At 59.6% G+C, this 22090-nt stretch carries 20 protein-coding genes and 2 tRNA genes; 12 read left to right on the top strand and 10 right to left on the bottom strand.

Annotated elements, in window-relative coordinates; genetic code table 11:
- The first annotated feature begins 143 nt into the window (after positions 1-143).
- The 5 genes from CL546_RS10345 (at position 144) to ychF (ending at position 4030) form a co-directional block, all read left to right on the top strand.
- Positions 144-219, top strand: a tRNA-Gln gene (locus CL546_RS10345).
- A 75-nt stretch (positions 220-294) separates the two neighbouring features.
- Complete coding sequence (locus CL546_RS10350) at positions 295-1254, top strand: ribose-phosphate diphosphokinase (protein ID WP_290494721.1); 960 nt, start codon at positions 295-297, stop codon at positions 1252-1254.
- A gap of 265 nt (positions 1255-1519) precedes the next feature.
- The gene (locus CL546_RS10355; RefSeq protein ID WP_290494723.1) at positions 1520-2167 is read left to right on the top strand and encodes a 50S ribosomal protein L25/general stress protein Ctc; all 648 of its coding nucleotides are present in this window, start codon (positions 1520-1522) and stop codon (positions 2165-2167) included.
- 8 nt (positions 2168-2175) lie between these two features.
- Positions 2176-2763, top strand: a complete 588-nt coding sequence (gene pth, locus CL546_RS10360) for an aminoacyl-tRNA hydrolase (protein WP_290494725.1) — start codon at positions 2176-2178, stop codon at positions 2761-2763.
- A 175-nt stretch (positions 2764-2938) separates the two neighbouring features.
- On the top strand, positions 2939-4030 hold the full coding sequence (gene ychF, locus CL546_RS10365; protein ID WP_290494727.1) for a redox-regulated ATPase YchF: 1092 nt from the start codon (positions 2939-2941) through the stop codon (positions 4028-4030).
- 112 nt (positions 4031-4142) lie between these two features.
- Here the strand turns inward: ychF and cysE are convergent, their stop codons facing one another.
- Together cysE and CL546_RS10375 are read right to left on the bottom strand one after the other, a co-directional pair.
- Positions 4143-4910 carry a serine O-acetyltransferase gene (cysE, locus tag CL546_RS10370; protein ID WP_290494728.1) on the bottom strand — a complete coding sequence of 256 codons (768 nt, stop codon included), beginning with the start codon at positions 4908-4910 and terminating at the stop codon, positions 4143-4145.
- A gap of 71 nt (positions 4911-4981) precedes the next feature.
- Positions 4982-5764, bottom strand: a complete 783-nt coding sequence (locus CL546_RS10375; RefSeq protein WP_155133425.1) for an RNA methyltransferase — start codon at positions 5762-5764, stop codon at positions 4982-4984.
- A gap of 159 nt (positions 5765-5923) precedes the next feature.
- Between CL546_RS10375 and suhB the strand changes: the two genes are divergently transcribed.
- From suhB to CL546_RS10410, 7 genes are all read left to right on the top strand, one after another.
- The gene (gene suhB, locus CL546_RS10380) at positions 5924-6742 is read left to right on the top strand and encodes an inositol-1-monophosphatase (protein ID WP_290494730.1); all 819 of its coding nucleotides are present in this window, start codon (positions 5924-5926) and stop codon (positions 6740-6742) included.
- Positions 6743-6927: 185 nt separating this feature from the next.
- Entirely contained in the window at positions 6928-8385 is a 1458-nt protein-coding gene (locus CL546_RS10385; RefSeq protein ID WP_290494732.1) for an NAD-dependent succinate-semialdehyde dehydrogenase, read from the top strand.
- 174 nt (positions 8386-8559) lie between these two features.
- Positions 8560-9711, top strand: coding sequence for an isocitrate/isopropylmalate dehydrogenase family protein (locus CL546_RS10390; protein ID WP_290494734.1), 1152 nt, complete (start codon positions 8560-8562; stop codon positions 9709-9711).
- A 134-nt stretch (positions 9712-9845) separates the two neighbouring features.
- On the top strand, positions 9846-11093 hold the full coding sequence (locus tag CL546_RS10395; RefSeq protein WP_290494736.1) for an aspartate aminotransferase family protein: 1248 nt from the start codon (positions 9846-9848) through the stop codon (positions 11091-11093).
- Positions 11094-11261: 168 nt separating this feature from the next.
- Positions 11262-12233, top strand: coding sequence for a D-2-hydroxyacid dehydrogenase (locus CL546_RS10400; protein ID WP_290494738.1), 972 nt, complete (start codon positions 11262-11264; stop codon positions 12231-12233).
- A gap of 35 nt (positions 12234-12268) precedes the next feature.
- Positions 12269-13675: an amidase gene (locus tag CL546_RS10405; protein ID WP_290494740.1), complete on the top strand. Its 1407-nt coding sequence runs from the start codon at positions 12269-12271 to the stop codon at positions 13673-13675.
- Positions 13676-13756: 81 nt separating this feature from the next.
- Complete coding sequence (locus CL546_RS10410; RefSeq protein WP_290494742.1) at positions 13757-14962, top strand: pyridoxal phosphate-dependent aminotransferase; 1206 nt, start codon at positions 13757-13759, stop codon at positions 14960-14962.
- 121 nt (positions 14963-15083) lie between these two features.
- Here the strand turns inward: CL546_RS10410 and CL546_RS10415 are convergent, their stop codons facing one another.
- The 8 genes from CL546_RS10415 to CL546_RS10450 all read right to left on the bottom strand — a co-directional run bounded on the left by CL546_RS10415 (position 15084) and on the right by CL546_RS10450 (position 22081).
- Positions 15084-15596, bottom strand: a complete 513-nt coding sequence (locus tag CL546_RS10415; RefSeq protein WP_290494744.1) for a DUF2059 domain-containing protein — start codon at positions 15594-15596, stop codon at positions 15084-15086.
- A gap of 109 nt (positions 15597-15705) precedes the next feature.
- Entirely contained in the window at positions 15706-16629 is a 924-nt protein-coding gene (gene secF / locus CL546_RS10420) for a protein translocase subunit SecF (RefSeq protein ID WP_290494746.1), read from the bottom strand.
- Positions 16630-16636: 7 nt separating this feature from the next.
- The gene (gene secD / locus CL546_RS10425; RefSeq protein WP_290494747.1) at positions 16637-18517 is read right to left on the bottom strand and encodes a protein translocase subunit SecD; all 1881 of its coding nucleotides are present in this window, start codon (positions 18515-18517) and stop codon (positions 16637-16639) included.
- 160 nt (positions 18518-18677) lie between these two features.
- Positions 18678-19040: a preprotein translocase subunit YajC gene (gene yajC / locus CL546_RS10430; RefSeq protein WP_290494748.1), complete on the bottom strand. Its 363-nt coding sequence runs from the start codon at positions 19038-19040 to the stop codon at positions 18678-18680.
- A gap of 23 nt (positions 19041-19063) precedes the next feature.
- Entirely contained in the window at positions 19064-20176 is a 1113-nt protein-coding gene (gene tgt, locus CL546_RS10435; RefSeq protein WP_290494751.1) for a tRNA guanosine(34) transglycosylase Tgt, read from the bottom strand.
- 73 nt (positions 20177-20249) lie between these two features.
- On the bottom strand, positions 20250-21326 hold the full coding sequence (gene queA / locus CL546_RS10440) for a tRNA preQ1(34) S-adenosylmethionine ribosyltransferase-isomerase QueA (protein ID WP_290494753.1): 1077 nt from the start codon (positions 21324-21326) through the stop codon (positions 20250-20252).
- A 103-nt stretch (positions 21327-21429) separates the two neighbouring features.
- Positions 21430-21903 carry an RDD family protein gene (locus tag CL546_RS10445; RefSeq protein WP_290494749.1) on the bottom strand — a complete coding sequence of 158 codons (474 nt, stop codon included), beginning with the start codon at positions 21901-21903 and terminating at the stop codon, positions 21430-21432.
- 91 nt (positions 21904-21994) lie between these two features.
- A tRNA-Leu gene (locus CL546_RS10450) sits at positions 21995-22081 on the bottom strand.
- Positions 22082-22090 lie beyond the last annotated feature (9 nt).

A 22090-nucleotide genomic window follows, 5' to 3' on the forward strand; every position in this document is an offset into this window, starting at 1 on the left:
CAGTTGCCACAACACTGGACAGGTTTCGTCGCTCGAAGCTGTAATACTTCTCCTCTCCACCAGATTCTGGGAGAGACACTGGCGAAGTTTCGAGAGACAAAGAATTCAGGCAAACCCGCCTAAGCGGGCCTGAGACCGAGTGTTGGGGTATAGCCAAGTTGGTAAGGCAGCGGGTTTTGATCCCGTTATTCCCAGGTTCGAGTCCTGGTACCCCAGCCATTTTCTTCTGAGGAACCTCTTACCCTTCCCCTTAGCGGTTCCCAAATTCACGACGCAAGACCCCAGGGGGCGCCAGTGTCCAAGCTCGTCGTTTTCACCGGTAACGCAAATCCCGAACTGGCCAAAGCCATGGTCAACAACCTGAACCTGCCGATCGGCAACGCCGATGTGGGCACGTTCAGCGATGGCGAAGTTGCCGTGGAGATCCAGGAAAACGTGCGCGGCAAAGACGTCTTTATCGTGCAATCCACCTGCAGCCCGACCAACAACAACCTGATGGAATTGCTGGTCATGGCCGACGCCCTGCGTCGCTCCTCCGCAGGCCGTATCACCGCCGTCATGCCCTACTTTGGTTATGCCCGCCAGGATCGCCGCGTGCGCTCCGCCCGCGTGCCGATTACCGCCAAAGTAGTCGCCGACATGATCACCGCCGTAGGTATTGATCGCGTGGTCACCGTGGACCTGCACGCCGACCAGATTCAGGGCTTCTTCGATATTCCAGTGGATAACGTCTACGCCACCCCGCTGATCGTGGCGGACATCGAACGCCAGAACCATGACGACCTGATGGTTGTCTCCCCGGACGTGGGCGGCGTAGTGCGCGCCCGCGCCCTGGCCAAACAGCTCAACGACGCCGACCTGGCCATCATCGACAAGCGCCGCCCCAAGGCCAATGTGTCCCAGGTAATGCACATTATCGGTGAAGTAGAAGGCCGCACCTGCGTGCTGGTGGATGACATGGTCGACACTGCCGGCACCCTGTGCAAAGCCGCCCAGGCCCTGAAGGATCACGGTGCCGCCAAGGTGATTGCCTACATCACCCACCCGATCCTGTCCGGCCCGGCCATCGACAATATCGCCAGCAGCGCTCTGGACGAACTGGTAGTCACCGACACCATTCCCCTGTCCGACGCCGGCCGCGCCTGCGCCAACATCCGCGTCCTCAGCCTGGCCCCCATGCTGGCCGAAACGGTACGCCGGGTGAACAACGAAGAGTCCCTGAGCGCCATGTTCGACCGGTTGGAGCTGGTATAAAGAAACGCAGCACGCTTCACGCTGCATGCGACACCACGAGCCAGACCAATCTTGCCCTGCTCGTTTTGAGGCCGCGCACCAGTGATGGGCGCGGCCTCTTGCGTTTCAGGACCAGACCATCCTTTCATCGCGTTGTTGCGTGGGGCGTGTTGCTTGACAGCGTCTAACCAGCCATAATCGCGCCCCCGCGGAATCCTCCGTGGCTTTATCAACCTCTCTGGCCGACCTGGTCGCGGGAAGCCCGAGAGCATACTGGAGACAGACCATGTCCAATGAATTCCTGCTGAATGCAGAAAGCCGCAGCGATACAGGGAAAGGTGCGAGCCGCCGCCTGCGTCGTCTGCAAGAACGTGTTCCCGGCATCCTCTACGGTGGCGAAGCCGAGCCGCAGATGATCAGCGTTGAACTGCGCGAGCTGAAAAAAGCCCTGGAAAACGAAGCGTTCTACAGCCACATCCTGACACTGAAGCTGGACGGTGCCAGTGTGCAGGCCGTACTGCGTGACATGCAGCGTCATCCGGCCAAGGGCCACCCGCTGCACGTGGATCTGCTGCGCGTCGACAAGACCCACAAAATCACCATGAACGTTCCCCTGCACTTCATCAACGAAGAAAGCTCTATCGGCGTGAAGAAGCAAGGCGGCGAGATTCAGCACAACTACGCGGAAGTGGAAGTGAGCTGTCTGCCCCAGGACCTGCCAGAGTTCATCGAAGTGGACATGGCTAACGCTGAGCTGGAGACCGTTATTCACCTGTCCGATCTGAAACTGCCGAAAGGCGTGGAACTGACCCAGCTTGCTCTGGGCGACGACCACGACCAGCCGGTAGCTGCGGTTCACCAGCCGAAAGTTCGTGCGTCCGCTGATGACGATGCTGACGAAGCGGCAGGCGAAGAAGCCTCAGGCGAGGAATAAGACGCACCGTGGCGGAACCTGTTCGACTGATCGTGGGCCTGGGCAATCCGGGCCACGAATACGAAGACACCCGCCACAATGCCGGCGTCTGGTATGTAGACGCCCTGGCCCGACGCCAGGGCGTCTTCCTTACCGAAGACAAGAAATATTTCGGCCTTACCGCCACCTTCTCCTTTGAAGGCGAAACAATCCGCCTGCTGGTTCCGACCACCTTCATGAACCGCAGTGGTCAGGCCACCGCCGCACTGGCAAATTTCTTCAAGATTCCCGTTACGCAGATACTGGTTGCTCACGACGAGCTCGACCTGCCACCCGGCTGTGCCCGCTTCAAGCAAGGCGGCGGCCACGGAGGCCACAATGGTCTGCGCGACATCATCAGCCGACATGGCAACAGCCGCGACTTTTACCGGCTACGGCTTGGCATCGGCCACCCCGGCTCTGCCGACCGGGTTACCCCCCACGTGCTGAACAAACCCTCCAAAGCCGATCGGGACCTGATCGATCGCGCCATCGACGAAGCTGTCCACCACACCGCGGATATACTCCGCGGCGACCTGAACGGCGCCATGAACCACCTCAACGGCTTCAAGGCGTAGAGAGACGCTTCACGCAACAACACGAAGCTTAGCCTCTCTTCATGGCCATGCTTCTGCCCCGCGCTGCAACCTGGCCGCGGCCTGCCACCTTCCAGCCCACACCACCCCATCCCGCGTTGTAGCTTGTCGCTTGCCGCTCATGTAGCATTGCGGCCTCGAAAAATGGAGGTCTGTCATGGGTTTCAAATGCGGTATCGTCGGTCTGCCCAACGTGGGTAAATCCACCCTGTTCAACGCGCTGACCAAAGCGGGTATTGATGCCGAGAACTTCCCGTTCTGCACCATTGAGCCCAACACCGGCGTGGTACCGGTGCCAGACCCCCGTCTGGACAAACTCTCCGCCATCGTCAGCCCGGAGCGGGTCATGCCCGCCACCATGGAATTCGTGGACATTGCCGGCCTGGTCGCTGGCGCCTCCAAAGGCGAAGGCCTGGGCAATAAATTCCTGGCCAACATCCGTGAAACCGACGCCATCGCTCACGTGGTGCGCTGTTTCGACGATGAAAACGTGATCCACGTATCTGGCAAGGTCTCCCCCCTGGACGATATCGCCGTGATCAACACCGAGCTGGCCCTGGCCGACCTGGACACGGTGGAAAAAGCCCACCTGCGCGCCACCAAGGCCGCCAAGGGCCAGGACAAAGATGCCAAAGGCTTGCTGCCGGTACTGGACAAGGTGCTGCCCGCCCTGAACGAAGGCAACCCGGCCCGTTCCGTAGACCTGAATGACGATGAACGCAAAGCCATCAAGAGCCTGAACTTGCTGACCTTGAAGCCCACCATGTACATTGCCAACGTGGACGAAGGCGGCTTTGAGGACAACGCGCTGCTGGACGCCGTGCGCGAGCTGGCCGAAACGGAAAACTCTTCCGTAGTCCCCATCTGCGCCAAGATCGAATCCGAAATTGCCGAACTGGACGACGAAGAAAAAGCCGACTTCCTCGCCGACCTGGGCATGGAAGAGCCCGGCCTGAACCGGGTCATCCGTGCCGGCTTTAACCTTCTCGGCCTGCAAACCTATTTCACCGCTGGTGTGAAAGAAGTCCGCGCCTGGACGGTCAAGGTCGGCGCCACCGCGCCCCAGGCTGCCGGCGTGATTCATACGGATTTCGAGAAAGGCTTCATCCGTGCCGAAGTCACCGGCTACGATGATTACATCGACAACAACGGCGAGCAGGGTGCCAAGGAAGCCGGCAAGTGGCGCCTGGAAGGCAAGGAATACATCGTCAAGGATGGTGACGTGGTGCACTTCCGTTTCAACGTATAAGAACGCTGCGCGCACCACGCTTCATGCAACACGCGAACAAAAAAGGCCGCCCTTCCAGGGCGGCCTTTTTATTTAGCTATTAATTATTAACTGTTAACTATTCATTGCCCTTTTAGTCCGTACCGCCCGCATTCACCGGCTCAAAATCTTCATCTTTCAATTCCGGCAACTTCTCATCACAACCCTGAATACCCTGCTTTTTCAGGTTGGTGCAGACCCTATCCAGCTTGTTGTCCACTGCGTGCATATGATCCAGCAAAAGGTGAATCGCTTCGGCCACCGGGTCGGGCATGTCGTTGCTGACACCATAGGCCTGGAAGCCGATTTTCTCGGCCATTTCCTGGCGAGTCTTTTCTTTCTCGGTCAACGGATGGCTAATCACCCGGCCCGGGATTCCCACCACCGTCGCCCCTTCCGGCACTTCCTTAGTCACCACGGAATTGGAGCCGATCTTGGCATTCTTGTGCACCGTAAACGGCCCCAGCACTTTCGCGCCTGCGCCGACCACCACACCATCTTCCAGAGTCGGGTGGCGTTTGCCCTTGCTCCAGCTGGTACCACCCAGAGTAACCGCGTGATACAACGTCACGTCATCACCGATTTCTGCGGTTTCACCAATCACCACACCCATGCCGTGATCGATAAAGAAACGACGGCCAATTTTGGCACCGGGGTGAATTTCAATACCAGTAAGCCAGCGCGAAAACGTGGATAGCAGCCGCGCCAGTTGCTTGAAGTTGCGCGTCCATAACCCATGCGCCAACCGATGAAAAAGCACCGCGTGCAAACCGGGATAGTTGAGCAACACTTCCAGCGTATTGCGGGCCGCCGGGTCCCGGTGAAAGACCGACCGGATGTCCTCGCGCACTTGATCAAACATAACTACCTCAACTTCGAAGCCTTGGGCCTGGGCCCGTTAGGATGACGCCAACAACCGTTTGTTACGGCGCATCAGCCATCATCTCGCGGCATTTTTTTCTCCAACGCCACCAATACGCCCCGCAAAATGCTCATTTCCATTTTGTCCGGTCGGGCGCGCATAAACAAACGGCGCATGCGTGTCATCACCTGCCCGGGCTGTTCCGGATTGAGGAATCCACTCTGTGCCATCACCTTTTCCAGATGGTCCAGAAAACCCGATACCGCTTCGTTGGTGGCCGGCGGCTCATCCCAGAACATTTCCGGCAACGGCATCACCTCGCGACGGGAACGGGATTCCTGCAGCTCAAAATCGTCCCCCAGCAACGCCAAGCGCAGCTCGTAGCTGATTAATTGGACCGCCGACGCCACATTCAAGACCCCATACTCGGGGTTCGTGGGCACGCTCACATGAAGATTGCAGCGGCGCAGCTCGTCGTTGGTCAGGCCCCGATCTTCACGACCGAACAACACCGCGATGCGAGTATCCTGCGGCGCATTGGCTAAATCATGAGACAGCTGTGCAGCCAGCTGGCGTGGTGTCAGGCAAGGCCACGGGATACGCCGCTGACGGGCGCTGGTGCCAATCACCAGGGTGGCGCCTTCCAGGGCCTCGTCCACGCTATTGCATACCTGTGCAGCCTCCAGCACATCGCCGGCACCAGAGGCGCGCGCCGTCGCCTCCACACTGGGGTAGGCCTGCGGCTGCACCAGACGCAGATCCGATAGGCCCATGGTTTTCATGGCCCGGGCAGCCGCGCCGATATTGCCGGGGTGGGAGGTTTCCACCATCACAATGCGCACATTTTCCAACATGGGAGGCCTCTCATTAAAAAAGGCGCTAATCTTAACACGGCGGCTGCCCTGATCGCGCGGGCTCTGCTACAATCCGCGCCCCGGAACGGGAACCCCGCGTTTCCCCGCCCCGCGCTCTTTAACACCGTTACGCCACACGTCATATTGAGGATAGATGCCATGCATGCGCCGCAAGTGAATATCGCCCTGCGAGCCGCCCGTCAGGCGGGAAATCTGATTCGCAGAGCTGCTGAAAGCAGTGATCCCGTGTCTGTCACGAAAAAGGGCATGAACGACTTCGTCACCGAAGTGGATCGCGCTGCGGAAGCGCGCATCATCGATGTGATTCGCAAGGCCTACCCGGACCACAGCATTCTGGCTGAGGAATCCGGTGTTATCGAAGGCAGTGGCGACGGTAAAGACTACCAGTGGATTATCGACCCATTGGACGGCACTACCAACTTCATCCATGGTTTCCCCCAGTACTGCGTCTCCATTGCCCTCAAATTCAAAGGCAAGATCGAGCATGCAGTCATTTACGATCCCAACCGCGACGAAGAATTCACCGCCAGCCGTGGCCGTGGCGCCGCCCTCAATGGCCGCCGTATTCGCTGCACCAACCGAGCAGGTCTGGATGGCTGTCTGATTGGCACCGGCTTCCCTTTCCGCAAGGACCAGGCCCCACACATGGACGCCTATCTGGGTATGTTCGCCGATATCGCCGCGTCCACCGCCGGCCTGCGCCGTCCCGGCTCTGCTGCCCTGGACCTGGCCTGGCTGGCCGCCGGACGGCTGGACGGCTTCTTTGAATTCGGCCTGGCAGAATGGGACATGGCCGCAGGCGTACTGCTAATTACCGAAGCTGGCGGCCTGGTTGGCGACCTGAGCGGTGGCCACAAGTACCTGGAAAGCGGCGGTATCGTAGCCGGCAGCCCGAAAGTCTTTAAGGGCTTGCTGCAAAAAATCAAACCTCACCTGAATGATAAACTGAAACGCTAAACACCCGCCCCGCCTTGCTTTGCGCCCTTTCCTCCTCAGCGGGGAAAGGGTTTTCCTTACCTTATTTCCCGCCCTGTTTTGTAAAAACTCCTTAGACTTCAATACGAAAGTGCTGCCTGTAGCATGGACATCTCGGCACGCTTTGCTAGCGTGTCAGGTATAACGGTTCAGCAAGGAGACGCTTCATGGCAACGGTTTCTCTCACGGACAACGCCCTGTTCCGCCAACAGTGCTACATCAATGGCCAGTGGTGTGATGCTGACGACGGCGCCACTTTTACGGTCGATAACCCGGCCAACGGCGAAGACATCGGTACCTCCCCCCGCATGGGCGAGGCCGAGACCCGCCGCGCCATCGACGCCGCCCATCAGGCGTTCCCCGGCTGGCGCGACAAGACCGCCGCCGAACGCGCCAACCTGCTGATGGCCTGGCACGACCTGATGATGGAGCACCAGGAAGATCTGGGGCGCCTGATGACCCTGGAGCAAGGCAAACCGCTCCCTGAAGCCAAAGGGGAAATCGCCTATTCAGCGTCTTTCCTGAAATGGTTCGCGGAAGAAGCGCGCCGGGCCTATGGCGACACCATTCCCGCTTCCAAACCCGGCCAGCAGATCGTGGTGATCAAGCAGCCCATCGGGGTCACCGCCGCGATCACGCCCTGGAACTTTCCCTCCTCGATGATTACCCGTAAAGCCGGGGCTGCATTGGCCGCAGGCTGCACCATGGTAGTCAAACCCGCCAGCGCCACCCCGTATTCCGCTCTGGCACTGGCTGAGCTGGCAGAGCGGGCCGGGATTCCCGCCGGTGTTTTCAACGTGATCACCGGCAGTGCCGGAGCTATTTCCACCGCGATTACCGACTCCCCTGTCGTCCGCAAGCTGAGCTTCACCGGCTCCACCGAAGTGGGCAGCCAACTGATGGCCCAGTGCGCCAAACACATTCAGAAAGTCTCACTGGAGCTGGGTGGCAATGCCCCCTTCCTGGTGTTCGACGACGCCAACCTGGATAAAGCCGTGGAAGGCGCCATGGCCAGCAAGTTTCGCAACACCGGCCAGACCTGCGTGTGCGTGAACCGTTTCCTGGTACAGGAAAGCATCCACGATGCCTTTGTGGAGAAATTCAAGGTCGCCATTGAAGCCATGAAAGTAGGCGATGGCTTTGACGAAGGCGTGTCCCAGGCCGCGCTGATCAACCGGGGCGCCTCCGACAAAGTCATGGAACATCTGGAAGATGCATTGGGCAAAGGCGCCCGAGTCATCACCGGCGGCCAGCGCCACGAACGGGGCGGCAGCTTTGTGCAGCCGACATTGATCACCGACGTCTCCACCGATGCCCAGCTCTGTCAGGACGAAACCTTTGGTCCGCTAGCGGCCATCATTCCCTTTAAAACGGAAGAAGACGCCATCCGCATCGCCAACGACACCCCCTATGGGCTGGCAGCGTACTTCTACAGCGACAACATCCACCGCTGCTGGCGCGTGGCAGAAGCACTGGAAAGCGGCATGGTCGGCGTCAATGAAGGCCTGATATCCAACGCCACCGCACCGTTTGGCGGGGTCAAGGAATCCGGTCTGGGCCGCGAAGGCTCTCACCAGGGCATGGAAGAATACCTGGAAACGAAATACCTGTGCATGGGAAGTTGAGACGCTGCATGCAACACGCTTCACGCAACAACACGAGGCAATGCCTGTAATAACGCATACCCTCGAGCTTCGCGCATCAACGCGAGCCCGCGGAGACAAGACGTGAAGCCAACACCACACGCAAGGCGCGTTGTTGCGTGCAGCGTGGAGCATGCTGCGTTAAAGGAGTTAAGGATGACGAAACGGCTAAACATCGCCCTGCTCCCCGGCGACGGCATCGGCCCTGAAGTCATAGCCGTGGCCGAGCAAGCACTGACGCTGCTGATTGATCGCTTTCAGTTGCCGCTGTCCTACACCTCCTTCCCTTGGCCGTCCCACGCCTGGCATCAACAACACGGGCAGATGATGCCGGATGATGGCGTCGACCAGCTACGCGCTTTTGACGCTATTTTGTTGGGGGCACTCGGCGACCCGGGGCCACTGGATGATCCGGACCGTTTTGTGCTGCCCGACAGCATTTCTCTCTCGCCATTACTGGCGCTGCGCAAACAACTGGACCTGTGGGCCTGTGAGCGGCCAGCCCGCTGGCAAACCGGCGCGCCCCAATACCTCAGTGATCCACGCGCCAACGATGTGGACATGCTGGTGATTCGCGAAAACAGCGAAGGTGAGTATAGCAATCAGGGCGGCCGCCTGCGGGCTGGCACACCCCACGAGGTAGCCACCCAGGTAGAAGTGTTCACTGCCACCGCCACCGAACGGCTCATTCGCCATGCCTTTGAACGAGCCCGCCAACGGGCCGCCCAGCGCGATCTGCCGCGTCAGTTCAAAGACGAAAAAAACGCCCAGGTATGCCTGATCACCAAGCGCAACGCGCAACCTTTCTGGGGCGACCTGTACACCGAAACTTTCCTGCGCCTGGCTCGGGAATACCCGGACGTGGATACCCATCATGAACTGGTCGACGCCGCCTGCATGAAATTCGTGCAGTGCCCATGGCGCTTCGATGTGGTGGTGGCCAGCAACCTGCACGGCGACATTCTCACCGATCTGGCTGCAGTGCTCTGCGGCGGCCCCGGGTTGGCCCCGTCCGCCAACCTGAACCCGGCCGACAGCGACATCCCGGCGTTATTCGAACCGGTCCACGGCAGTGCCCCGGACATCGCCGGACAAAACCTGGCCGACCCCCGCGCCACCCTGCTCAGCCTCGCCATGACCCTGGAATGGCTCGCCCCTCACCACCCGGCTCTGGGCAATGCGGCACAACATCTGCATGACACCGTAAAGGCAGACCTGGCGAAAGAAGGAAACACACCGGCACAGCATTCGCAAAAGAGTGGCACCCGGGAAACAGGACAACGGCTTTATGCATTGCTGGCCCCGTAGCATCAGCCAGTAACGTCAATTCACCAGCGAGGCGTATTCCCACGTCCCGCGGGCACAGCGCTGCAAAGGTGGGCGACAAAACCAGCCACCCGCAGCAGGCAACGACGGCAATGAGCAATGAGAAAGGAGGCACCATGAGTCATTTGTCCCCCTTACTGGTACAGTCCAGCGGGATTTGCGCAGAGCGTGGCGAAGGTAGCTGGCTCTATGATGAAAAAGGCAACCGCTGGCTGGACTTCACCTCCGGCATCGGCGTGACCTCCACCGGCCATTGCCACCCCAAAGTGGTCGCCGCAACCCAGGCCCAGGTGGGCAAACTGGTCCATGCCCAATACGCCACCGTCACCCACCCCAACATGCTGGCCCTCACCGACCGGCTCTATGAGCACCTGCCCAAGGGGCTTGATGCGGTGGCCTTCTCCAACTCCGGCAGTGAGTCCGTGGAAGCGGCCATTCGCCTGGCGCGACAGGCCACCGGCCGCACCAACCTCATCGCCTTTCGCGGCGGCTTCCACGGCCGCACCCTGGCCGCCGCCTCGCTAACCACCTCTACCAGCAAGGTACGGACGGGTTGGCAGCCGCTCATGGCCGGGGTCAGCATTGCGCCATTTCCCCATGCTTACCGCTATAAGCAAGACATGGATCAGTGTGTCACCGACTGCCTCAACGAGCTGGATCATATCTTCGCCACCGAGTGCAACCCGGCCGACACTGCCGCCATGATCATCGAGCCGGTACAGGGTGAGTACGGCTACTACCCTGCCTCTGCCGCCTTCATGAAGGGGCTGCGTGAGCGCTGTGACAAACATGGCATCCTGCTGATTGCCGATGAAATCCAGGCCGGTTTCGGGCGCACGGGCAAGTTCTGGAGCCACGAACATTTCGATGTAAAACCCGACATCATTGTCACCGCCAAGGGGCTGGCCAGCGGCTACCCGCTCTCCGCCATCGCCGCCAGCCGTGACCTGATGACCCATGGCTATCCCGGCTCACAGGGCGGCACCTACGGCGCCAACGCGGTGGCCTGCGCGGCGGCCCTGGCCACACTGGACGTCATTGAGGAAGAGCAACTGGTGCCTCGCGCCGACAAGCTCGGCCAGCAGCTGCTCACCCACTTACAGGGCCTGCAAAAGCAGCATGACTGTATCGATGAAATTCGCGGCATGGGACTCATGCTTGGCCTGGAAATTGTCAGCGCCCCGCACACTCCCGATGGCGAGCGTGCTGGCAAGCTGCTCAAGCATTGCGAAAATAACGGCATGCTGATGCTGCGCTGCGGCACTCAGGGGCAAGTGGTACGCTGGTTGCCACCGCTCACCGTCACCGAAGCGGAAATCGAAAAAGCGGTAGAACTGTTTGATGCCGCACTGAAAGAGACTTGAGTTAAAAGATGAAAGTTAAAACGCGACCGAGGTAAGGGGGTCTAACAGAACCCAGAGCGGTCGCGCTTATACTTTGTAAGTGCACGCGGGCAGAGCCTGGGTTTTACGACAAACTAGCCCGCGCTTTTTAACTTTGAACTTTTCACTTTCAACTCATAAGGAGACCCGATGACCGACACCAGCATCACCGTCCTGCTGGCCGAAGACGAACCCGCCCTGCCCGGTCTGGGATCCCTGGACGGCCTGGCACGGGTTCAGGAAGCACGGACACCGGCGCAGTTAAAAAGCGCGCTACCGGAAACCGACATTCTGGTGGTCACCGATTTCCGCACCGGCCTGCTGGAAGAAGTGTGGCCGGATAACTGCCCGGTACGCTGGGTCCATGCCACCAGTGCGGGCGTGGATGCGCTGATGATCGATCCGATCAAGCACAGTGACATCGTGGTCACCAATGCCCGCGGTATTTTCGATCGCGGCATTGCCGAATATGTACTGGGCGCCTTGCTGATGTTTGCCAAGGACACACTGGGCAACCTGGCACTGAAGGAACAACACCGCTGGCAACACAGCGAAACCCGCATGTTGCGCGGCGCCAATGCATTGATCGTGGGCGCCGGCTCTATTGGCCGGGAAGTAGCCACGATACTCAGCGCCATGGGCATGAACGTAATCGGCACCGCCCGCCATGCGCGCCAGGACAGCGCCTTTGACCGGGTCCACAGGCAACAGGATTTGCCCGCCCTGCTCGGCGATGCCGACTATGTGGTGATCACTGCACCGCTGACGCCGGACACTGACGGGCTGTTCGACGCCACCACCTTCCGGCAGATGAAGCCCGGGGCCGCCCTGGTAAACGTGGGGCGCGGCCCCATCGTGCGCACCGACGCCCTGGTGCAAGCCCTACAACAGGGCCGGCTGGCTGGCGCGGCTCTGGATGTGTTCGAGGAGGAACCGCTGCTCGCCAATCACCCATTATGGAATCACCCCAAGGTGATGATCTCGGCCCACATGGCCGGGGACTTCATTGGCTGGCGCCAGGCACTGGGCCAGCAATTTGTCGATAACTTCCACCGCTGGCGCCGGGGTCAGCCACTGGACAACCCGGTCAGCAAGGAACACGGCTATGTAACCAACCGGTGAGCCCGCCGCGACGGGCCACCCCAGGAGGATCGTCGATGAGTAAGGAATTACTGACCATGAGCGCTCAGGCGCTGAAAGCCGCTTACCAGACCGGCGCCCTGTCACCTGTGGAGGTGTGTAACACCCTGCTGGACCATGTTGAACGTCATGATGAGGCACTCAACGCCTGGTGTCTGATCGACCGTGATACCACCCTGCAATGGGCCCGTGAAGCCGAACAGCGATACCAGAACGGCAACGCTAACGGCTTGCTCGATGGCGTGCCGGTGGCAGTCAAAGACGTCTTCCTTACCCCCATGTGGCCCACCCTGAAAGGATCGAAAACCATCGATCCCGCCAGCACCCTGGAGAAACGCTCCCCGGCCGTCGCCGCGCTGGAGCGCCACGGGTATGTGCCTCTGGGCAAGACCACCACCCCCGAATTTGGCTGGAAAGGGATTACCGACAGTCCCCTGTGTGGCCCCACCAACAACCCCTGGGATCCGAGCAAAACCGCCGGGGGCAGCAGTGGTGGCAGCGCGGCCGCGGTGTCTGCCGGCATGGCGCCCATGGCGCTGGGCACCGATGCGGGCGGCTCCATCCGCATTCCCGCCGGGTTTTGCGGCATCGTCGGCCACAAGCCCACGTTCAGCGAAGTCCCCCACTGGCCAGCCAGCCCCTTCGGCACCCTGGCCCACGCCGGGCCCATGACTCGCACCGTGGCCGACGCCGCACTGATGATGACTGTCATGAGCGAAGCCGATGCCCGCGACAGCCTGGCCGCGCCACGCCGTGGCATTGATTATGTGGCCGCCCTGCAGCAGCCCATCAAAGGCCTGCGCATCGCCCTGAGCACCACCCTGGGTTATGCCGATGTGAATCCGGAAATCGAGAAAGCCACCCGCGAAGCCGCCCGGGTTTTCGAGTCACTGGGCGCCACCGTCAGTGAAGTCGACCCGGGATTCAGCAACCCGCTGGCCGCCTTCAGCCACCTGTTCTATAGCGGGGCGGCCAATGCCATGCGCGACCTGGGCGAGCGCCAGCGTAGCCTGATGGACCCGGCCCTGGTCGAAGTGGCCACCAAGGCAGAAAAGCTGAGTATGCTGGATTATCTGGGCGCCATGAACGAACGCATGGCAGTGAGCGAGCGCATGGCGGTATTCCATACGAAATACGACTTGCTGATCACCCCCTGCCTGCCCATCGAAGCCTTCGACACCAACCGGGAAGTGCCAGTGGACTGGCCCAGCACCCGCTGGCCAACGTGGACGCCGTTCACTTATCCCTTCAACCTGACCGGCCAGCCGGCACTGTCTGTGCCGCTGGGACTCAGCAGCAACGGCTTGCCCATGGCGCTACAAATTGTCGGCGCCCGTTTCGACGATGCCCGGGTACTTGCCGCCGGCCACGCCTTTGAACAGGCCCAGCCGTTTACCCAGTTACCACCGATGCTGCACAACTAGGCGCTCGGCGGTGCGTACAGGACTATCGCTTAGTGTCAGGCGTCCAGCGCCTGGCATCCGGCCTTTGATAAGGAGCAGATAATGGGAAACAGCAATCTGGACACGGATTTCTACGAAAGCGAAGACCCGATCTGGAACCCGGCCTTGCTGACCATTCCGGTGCCGGGCATCCGCCGCATGGTGAATCTGGCTGCGGATCTGGACGATGTCATTCACCTGTCCATCGGCCAGCCGGACTTCAAGCCGCCGGAACACGTCATTCAGGCTGGGGTGGATGCGCTCTACGCCGGCCAGACCGGTTACACCATGGATGCCGGTTTGCCGGAACTGCTGGAATCATTGGCGGAGTATTACAGCAAGCGCTACCAACGCACCCTCGTGCCGGAAAATTTCATGGTGACCACCGGTGCCACCGAAGCCCTGTATCTGGCGCTAACAGCGACCTCGGCGCCCGGCCGGGAGTTCATCGTGCCGGACCCGTCTTTCATGCTTTACGGGCCGCTGATTCGCATGAATGGTGGCATTGTGCGCAGCATTGCCACCCGCGCAGAGAACAATCATCAACTGGATCCCCAGGAAGTGATTGATGCCATGGGGCCAAACACCTTTGCGGTGATCCTTAACTCGCCCAGCAACCCCACGGGCACCATTTACCCACGGGAGACCATCGAGGCAATCGTCGAGGAGGCGGCCTACCGCGGCATCCATGTGATCAGCGACGAGGTCTATGACCACCTGATCTACGACGGAAAACATTACCCCAGCGTACTGTCCAGCTGCCCGGATCTGGACCACGTCATGGTGATCAGCAGCTTCTCGAAAACCTTCTCCATGGCCGGCATGCGTGTCGGCTGGCTAATTGGTAGCCAAGGAGCCATCAAAAAACTGCGGCGCTACCACATGTTCACCACCACGGTCGCCAATACACCCTGCCAATGGGCCGGCGTAGCGGCGCTGCGTGGCAGCAATCAGTTTATCGATAACATGGTGGAAGAGTATCAACGCCGACGGGACCGGCTGGTGGAATTGGTGGAACAGACGCCTCACCTCACCGGCTACAAACCGGACGGCGCTTTCTATCTGTTTCCCTCATTACCGGAAGGTGTCGACGGGGCTAACGTGGCCCTGAAACTGTTACGCGAAACCGGCGTCTGCACCATTTCCGGCGATACCTTTGGGGACGCCGGGCGCAATGCCCTGCGTATCAGCTACTCCACCTCGCTGGATCAGATCGAAGAAGCCTTCAAACGGATCATTCCCTGGATGGAGAAACAAAACTTCAGTTAAGAATAGCCACTAAAAAAGCAGGCCGGCTTGGGCGTATCAGCACCCAACCGGCCCGCGATCGTCCTGAGTCCAATGCCGGATTACGACTACACCTGATTCGGCCCCATACCGGCTTTTTCGATTACGGTTTCTGCGCATCTTTTTGTGCATCTGCCTGGGCCAGTTCCGCTTCCATATCGGAAAACATCTGCTGCAGGGACGGCATCACATGCTGCATCTGACGCTGGGAAATCTGTACCGATTCAGCCATTACCTGGGGCATTTTTTTCATGATCGCCCGCCCACTTTTCGACTGATAAAACTCGGCCATGTCCCGCAGCTCCTGCAGGGAAAAGGTACGCTGATAAATCGCCAGCATCTGCTCTTCCATGGCGCCCCAGTCCAGCCCCTCCTCAAGAATGGTCTGCACCCGTGCGGTATAGCGCTCCATCATGGCCGTGTTATCAGCTGGGATGGTCTGCGTCAGAGCCTGATCGGTCATGCCTTCAATCTGTCGCCGGGCTTCACTGAAAATGGCTTTGGCATTACTGGCTTCCAGCACCTCTTTGGCGGCAGCCGTCTTGTCCGCCTGTTCCGATGCCTGTGCGGTTACCGACAGGAAAGACAGCAACAGTACGATCAGTATTTTTTTCATGATTATCTCCAACATTGCGGTGCCAACACCGCCAGCCTGAAAAGCAAAAAGGCCGTGACGAATCACGGCCTTTTACTATCAATTAACCACCATCAATGATCAATTGCCGTTATGGCATTTCATCCACCTCTTCCGGTTCCGGAACCATGAAGTCTTCCTTGCTGACCTTCATCATGAAGAGAATATTACTGACCACATAAATCGATGAGTAGGTACCCACTGCAACCCCAACCAGCAAAGCCTCCGAGAAGGAACGCATGACTTCTCCACCAAAGAAGTACAACGCCACTAATACCAGCAAAGTAGTCACAGAAGTGTTGATGGTCCGGGTAAAGGTCTGGTTCACCGCGCCATTGATAATCGCGACCGGATCGGTCTGTCGGGTACTGCGGAAATCTTCCCGAATCCGGTCAGCCACCACAATGGAGTCGTTAAGCGAGTAACCGATCAGCGCCAGCACCGCCGCCAGCACCGTCAGATCGAAAGGCCACTGAATCAGCGCAAACAGCCCCAACACGATGATCACATCGTGAAACAGGGCGAGCACGGTCGCCACGCCAAACTTGTTGGAGAACCGAAACCACACGTACAGCATCATCAGGCCAAGGGCCAGCAACATGGCGGTGCCGGATTCATCGCGGAGTTCGTCACCCACCTGGGGGCCAACAAATTCCACTTTCAGCAGTTCCAGATCCGCATTGTGCTCCTTAAGCACATTGAAGACGTTCTGGCCGACCTTGTCCGCATCCGCATCGTCCTTGGGGGCCACACGGATATTCACTTCCTTGGGCGAGCCGTAATGTTGCACAACGGCATCACCGAAACCCGCCTCAGTAAGATCATCGCGCGCCTGAGACAACTCCACATCCACCGGACTTTTCACCACCACGGTAGTGCCCCCGGTGAAGTCCAGCCCCAGGTTAAGCCCCCGGGTCAGCAGCAGCGCCACGGAAATAACCACTAGTGCCAGCGACAGAATACCCAGCGGTTTGCGGGCGGCCATAAAATTGATGTTCATGGGTGCTTTGCTCATAACCGCCTCAGATGCTCAGTTTGCTCGGGGCGCGGGCGCCTCGACCGTAAATCATTTCTGCCATGGCACGGGTACCGATAATCGCCGTGAACATGGAGGTGAGGATGCCAATGAACAATGTAACCGCAAAACCCTGCACCGAACCGGTACCCGCGGCGAACAGAATCACCGCCACAATCAGGGTGGTAATGTTGGCATCGAGAATGGTGGTAAATGCGCGAGCGTAGCCTTCTTCAATGGCCTGGCGCGGACTGAGCCCTCGGCGCAAATCTTCACGAATACGTTCGAAGATCAGCACATTGGCATCCACCGCCATGCCCACGGTCAGCACGATACCGGCAATACCCGGCAAGGTCATGGTGGCACCGGGGATCAACGACATGACGCCGACGATGATCACCAGGTTGCCAAGCAATGCCACATTGGCAATCAGGCCGAAGACTTTGTACCAGACGATCATGAAGACCAGCACCAGCGACAGACCCAGCGCCATGGACTTGAGACCGGCTTCGATGTTTTCCGCCCCCAGGCTCGGGCCCACGGTGCGCTCTTCCACAATACTCACTGGCGCAGCCAGAGAGCCCGCCCGCAGCAGCAAGGCCAGCTCGGAGGCTTCCGCCGGATTATCCAGCCCGGTAATCCGGAAGCGGCTACCCAGAGTGCTCTGGATAGTCGCCACATTGATCACGTACTTGTCCGTACTGCTGGTCATCTGATCAACGCTATTGCCGTCTTCATCGATAACCTTTTTCACGTCGGTCTTGGTTTCGATGAACAGCACGCCCATGGGGTTACCCACGTTCTTGCCGGTAACACGCTGCATGCGGCGCGCGCCATCTGAATCCAGCGTCACGTTTACTTCCGGCTGACCATTCTGCTGATCAAAGCCCATCTTGGCATCGATCACCTGATCACCGGTGGCAATGCTGGATTTATTCAACGCAACGATACGGCCCTCTTGTCCCTTGAACGGGAAGAACTCCAGACCGGGAGGCGCCATGCCGGAACGCAGGCGGGCAGAAGACACACTGTTGTCTACCAGGCGGAACTCCAGGGTCGCGGTGCGGCCCAGAATCCGGCGGGCGGTGGCCGCATCCTGAATCCCCGGCAGCTGCACCACGATACGGTCAGCCCCCTGACGCTGCACCACAGCTTCCGCCACACCCAGTTCGTTCACTCGCTTGTTCAGCGCGGTACGGTTCTGGTCCACGGCGTAATCCTGCATTTCCTTCAGGGCCGTTTCGTTCAGCGTCATGACAATTTTCGGGCTATCACCGGCCGGCTGCATGGCCAGCTTGTCCAGCGCCTGACGCAACGGCGCACGGGCTGCGTCCGCAGCCACCTGGTCGCCAAAGGTGGCGGTCAGGGTGGTGCCATCCACAGACACCGCGCGGTAACGCACACCCGCATCACGCAAGGTCAACTTTGCGGTGCCTTCCCAGGCTTCCATGCGGCTCTTCACCACCGAATCCATGTCGACCTGCAGCAGGAAATGTACCCCGCCACGCAGATCCAGACCCAGATTCATGGGACTCGCACCGATATCCCGCAACCACTGGGGCGTGGTCGCCGCCAGGTTAAGGGCCACCACATAATTATCGCCCAGCGTCGCCGCAGCAATATCCTTGGCACGCAACTGAGCTTCCGTATCGCCCATGCGCACCAGCAGTGAGCTCCCCACGATTTCGCCGTCACCGTGGCTCAGGCCAGCATCATCCAGGGCGCCAAGCACGCGCTGCCTGGCCACATCAGAGACTTCACCCCCCGCCTCGGAATGGCTGACCTGGATAGCAGGGGCATCCGGGTACAAATTGGGGAGCGCATAAAGGCCACAAACAACGAGGGCAGCCAAAAGCAGGAAAAATTTCCAGCGTGGATAGCGGGTCATAGTTCTTTCCGGTAGTGCCGGTTTTTTAATAGTGCGACAGTGCGTCGAGCGCCGAAAAAAGGCGGCCGGCATGCACGATTAATCAACCGCTCGATACATTGGGTTTTGCTGGCGTTACCGCCACAGCAAAAGCCCCGCTCTAGACGGGGCTGCTATTCTTTTAGATGGACTTGATGGTGCCTTTGGGCAGAGTGGCCTGGACGCTGCTTTTCTGCAGTTTGATTTCCAGGTTGTTGCTGATTTCCACCACCACAAAGTCATCAGTCACTTTCGCCACCTTACCCAGAATGCCACCGCTGGTGACCACTTCATCACCCTTGCTCAGGCTCTGGACCAGGTTTTTGTGTTCCTTGGCACGCTTCTGCTGCGGGCGAATCAGGAAGAAATAGAAAACCACCATCATCACCACCAGCATGATCAGCTCTACACCGCCCGGACCGGCAGGGGCAGCGGGGGCTGCAAACGCCGGAGAAGCCATGACAGTGGCCAACAGGGCCAGCAGGGAACGCATTGCGATGTTCATTGAATACTCCAATCGATAGATAGCTACAGCGCTGGCGTAGTCTGGCCACGCGCCGCATAGAAGTCGTCCACAAAGGCGGACAATGTACCCCCTTCAATGGCCCCCCGCAATCCAGCCATCAGCCGCTGATAGTAACGCAGGTTATGGATGGTATTGAGCTGGGAGCCCAGCATTTCGTTGCAGCGATCCAGATGATGCAGATAGCTGCGGGAGAAATGCTGGCAGGTATAACAGTCACAATCCGCCTCCAGGGGAGCCAGATCATGACGGTGTCGGGCATTTCGGATTTTCACCACCCCTTCGGCGATGAACAGGTGGCCGTTGCGGGCATTGCGGGTGGGCATCACGCAATCGAACATATCCACCCCGCGACGCACCGCTTCAACGATGTCGTCCGGCTTGCCCACGCCCATCAGGTAACGGGGGCGATCCTCGGGCATATGCGGTGTCAGGTTGCCCAGGGTGCGCAACATTTCCTCCTGGGGCTCGCCCACGCTGAGACCGCCCACGGCGTAGCCGTCGAAACCGATATCTACCAGCCCGGCCAGGGACTCGCGGCGCAAATCGTCGTACATGCCGCCCTGAACGATGCCGAAGCAAGCCGCATCATTGCCTTCGTGAGCGTCTTTAGAGCGTTTTGCCCAGCGCAGTGACAGTTCCATGGAGTCACGGGCCTGTTTCTCGGTGGCCGGAAACGGCGTGCACTCGTCAAAAATCATACAGATATCGCTGCCCAGTGAGCGCTGCACCTGCATGGCCTTTTCCGGGCTCAACTCCACCTTGTCGCCATTGATCGGGTTCTTGAACACCACCCCCTGCTCGGAAATCTTGCGCATATCGCCCAGGCTGAATACCTGAAAACCGCCGGAGTCGGTGAGAATCGGCTTGTCCCACTGCATAAAGCCGTGCAGAGACCCATGGGCTTCGATGACCTCCGTACCCGGGCGCAGCATCAGATGGAAGGTGTTGCCCAGACAGATCTCGGCGCCGGTCTCGGCCAGATCTCTGGGTAACATGCTTTTTACCGTCCCGTAGGTCCCCACCGGCATGAACGCCGGCGTCTGGATGGAGCCCCGGGGGAACGTGATCTCACCCCGGCGGGCGGCGCCATCGGTGGCGTTGAGCTGGAAGGTCATTCGGGACATGGGTAAGAGCTCGCTTGCACGCGGCATGCTTCACGCAGCATGCCAAAAAACGGGAAACACAGGATCATTCGTCAGCTCCACCCGCGTGTTGCGTGTCGCGTGATGCATGCTGCGTTCCTTCAATAAACATGGCATCGCCGTAGCTGAAAAAACGGTACTGGGCCTCAATGGCCGCCTGATAGGCGTTCATCACCCGATCACGGCCCGCAAAGGCACTGATCAACATCAGCAGCGTCGATTTTGGCAGGTGGAAGTTGGTCACCAGAGCATCCACCAGCCGGAACCGGTAACCCGGATAGATAAAGATATCCGTCTCGCCCTGCCCGGTTTGCAAACCACCAGACTGGCTGGCCGCTTCCAGCGCCCGCAGCGCGGTCGTTCCAACCGCCACCACCCGGCCACCCCGGGCATGGGCCTGGGCCACCTGTTCAACCAGGGAGTCAGGTATCTGGTAGCGCTCACTGTGCATGTGATGGTCTTCCACCTTGTCCACGCGCACCGGCTGGAACGTCCCTGCTCCTACATGGAGGGTGACAAAACCGATATCAACCCCGTGCTGCTCCAGGGCCGTCAGCATCGCATCGTCAAAATGCAGGCCGGCGGTCGGGGCCGCCACGGCGCCGGGTTCGCGGGCATAGACCGTTTGGTAGCGCTCCATATCACCATCCTCATCCGGGCGGTCGATATACGGCGGCAACGGCACATGGCCGATTTTCTCCAGGGCCGCCAGCAGAGTGTCGCAACCTTGGCCCGGCAGCGAGAACTGCAAGACAAACAGGGCGCCACGGCGCCCCGTTACCTGGGCACGAATACCCTCATCAAATTCCAGCCAACTTCCCGGTTTCGGTGACTTGGAGGCGCGCACGTGGGCGAGCGCCTCGTGGTCATCCACCACCCGCTCGATCAGCACTTCAACCTTGCCACCGCTTTCCTTCTGGCCAAACAGCCGGGCAGGAATGACGCGGGTATCGTTGAAGATCAGCAAATCACCGGGATGCACATGGGAAAGCAGATCAGGAAACTGCTGATGCAGCAGCGCATCGCGGGTAAGCGCCAACAGACGCGCATCACGGCGCTCGGCAGGCGGATGGCGGGCAATCAACCCATCGGGGAGCTCAAAATCAAAATCGTCGACGTTCACGTACTGTACCGGCACGGAAGTTCAAGGGGCGCCAAGGATACCTGCTAAACCCCCTCACACCAAGCGGTCTACGTCGCCGGTACGCCAGGGAGCGAGGCGCGATTCAGGGCGCCTTGGGTTTCTTCGACAGCTGCACCGTCGCCGTAGCGGACAGGCGATCGTGAAGCGTTTGATGCGGCGCGATCAGCACCACCAGATAGCCGGCCCCGAACAGGCCCCAGGACACGCAGGCACCCAGGAAGCGAGCCAGGGTCTGCCAGAGCCTAACCGGCCCACCGCGATAATCCCGCACCTGCAACCGCCAGGCACGCATGCCAAGGGTCTGGCCGCCACGCATCCAGAACCAGGCGTAGAACAACCAGGTTTCCACCAGCAACAGCGGCAGCAGAATCCCCTTCAGGTAATCCGGCGCAGCACGGGTGACGCCATTAATATCTTCCATCGGCAACCCGGTTTTGGGGTAGACCAGCACAAAGATACCCGTAGTCACAAACCACAAGGCGAGTACCAGAAAGCCATCATAGACCAGCGCCATCAAGCGCTTAAGCAAACCGGCGGGCGGGGCATATTCGGTCATGATCACTTTCCTGGACAGACGAGTTGAGCTATCGGGAGCCCGGAGACGCCCGACATAAAAAAGCCCGCTGGAAGCGGGCTCTTTTATTGTTTGGTACCAGAGGCCGGACTTGAACCGGCACGCCCGTGAAGGCAACGGATTTTGAATCCGTCGTGTCTACCAATTCCACCACTCTGGCAGTGGGGCG

It is taken from the genome of Alcanivorax sp. (assembly GCF_002726155.1).
In the GTDB taxonomy this organism is placed as follows: Bacteria; Pseudomonadota; Gammaproteobacteria; order Pseudomonadales; family Alcanivoracaceae; genus Alcanivorax.

Coding starts and splice junctions, on each gene's coding strand:
- tgt (WP_290494751.1), bottom strand. CDS start 20,176: ATGACCTTCCAGCTCAACGCCACCGATGGCGCCGCCCGCCGGGGTGAG.
- secF (WP_290494746.1), bottom strand. CDS start 16,629: ATGAGCAAAGCACCCATGAACATCAATTTTATGGCCGCCCGCAAACCG.
- CL546_RS10385 (WP_290494732.1), top strand. CDS start 6,928: ATGGCAACGGTTTCTCTCACGGACAACGCCCTGTTCCGCCAACAGTGC.
- suhB (WP_290494730.1), top strand. CDS start 5,924: ATGCATGCGCCGCAAGTGAATATCGCCCTGCGAGCCGCCCGTCAGGCG.
- CL546_RS10405 (WP_290494740.1), top strand. CDS start 12,269: ATGAGTAAGGAATTACTGACCATGAGCGCTCAGGCGCTGAAAGCCGCT.
- CL546_RS10390 (WP_290494734.1), top strand. CDS start 8,560: ATGACGAAACGGCTAAACATCGCCCTGCTCCCCGGCGACGGCATCGGC.
- CL546_RS10445 (WP_290494749.1), bottom strand. CDS start 21,903: ATGACCGAATATGCCCCGCCCGCCGGTTTGCTTAAGCGCTTGATGGCG.
- yajC (WP_290494748.1), bottom strand. CDS start 19,040: ATGAACATCGCAATGCGTTCCCTGCTGGCCCTGTTGGCCACTGTCATG.
- CL546_RS10415 (WP_290494744.1), bottom strand. CDS start 15,596: ATGAAAAAAATACTGATCGTACTGTTGCTGTCTTTCCTGTCGGTAACC.
- cysE (WP_290494728.1), bottom strand. CDS start 4,910: ATGTTTGATCAAGTGCGCGAGGACATCCGGTCGGTCTTTCACCGGGAC.
- CL546_RS10355 (WP_290494723.1), top strand. CDS start 1,520: ATGTCCAATGAATTCCTGCTGAATGCAGAAAGCCGCAGCGATACAGGG.
- CL546_RS10375 (WP_155133425.1), bottom strand. CDS start 5,764: ATGTTGGAAAATGTGCGCATTGTGATGGTGGAAACCTCCCACCCCGGC.
- ychF (WP_290494727.1), top strand. CDS start 2,939: ATGGGTTTCAAATGCGGTATCGTCGGTCTGCCCAACGTGGGTAAATCC.
- CL546_RS10395 (WP_290494736.1), top strand. CDS start 9,846: ATGAGTCATTTGTCCCCCTTACTGGTACAGTCCAGCGGGATTTGCGCA.
- secD (WP_290494747.1), bottom strand. CDS start 18,517: ATGACCCGCTATCCACGCTGGAAATTTTTCCTGCTTTTGGCTGCCCTC.
- CL546_RS10400 (WP_290494738.1), top strand. CDS start 11,262: ATGACCGACACCAGCATCACCGTCCTGCTGGCCGAAGACGAACCCGCC.
- CL546_RS10410 (WP_290494742.1), top strand. CDS start 13,757: ATGGGAAACAGCAATCTGGACACGGATTTCTACGAAAGCGAAGACCCG.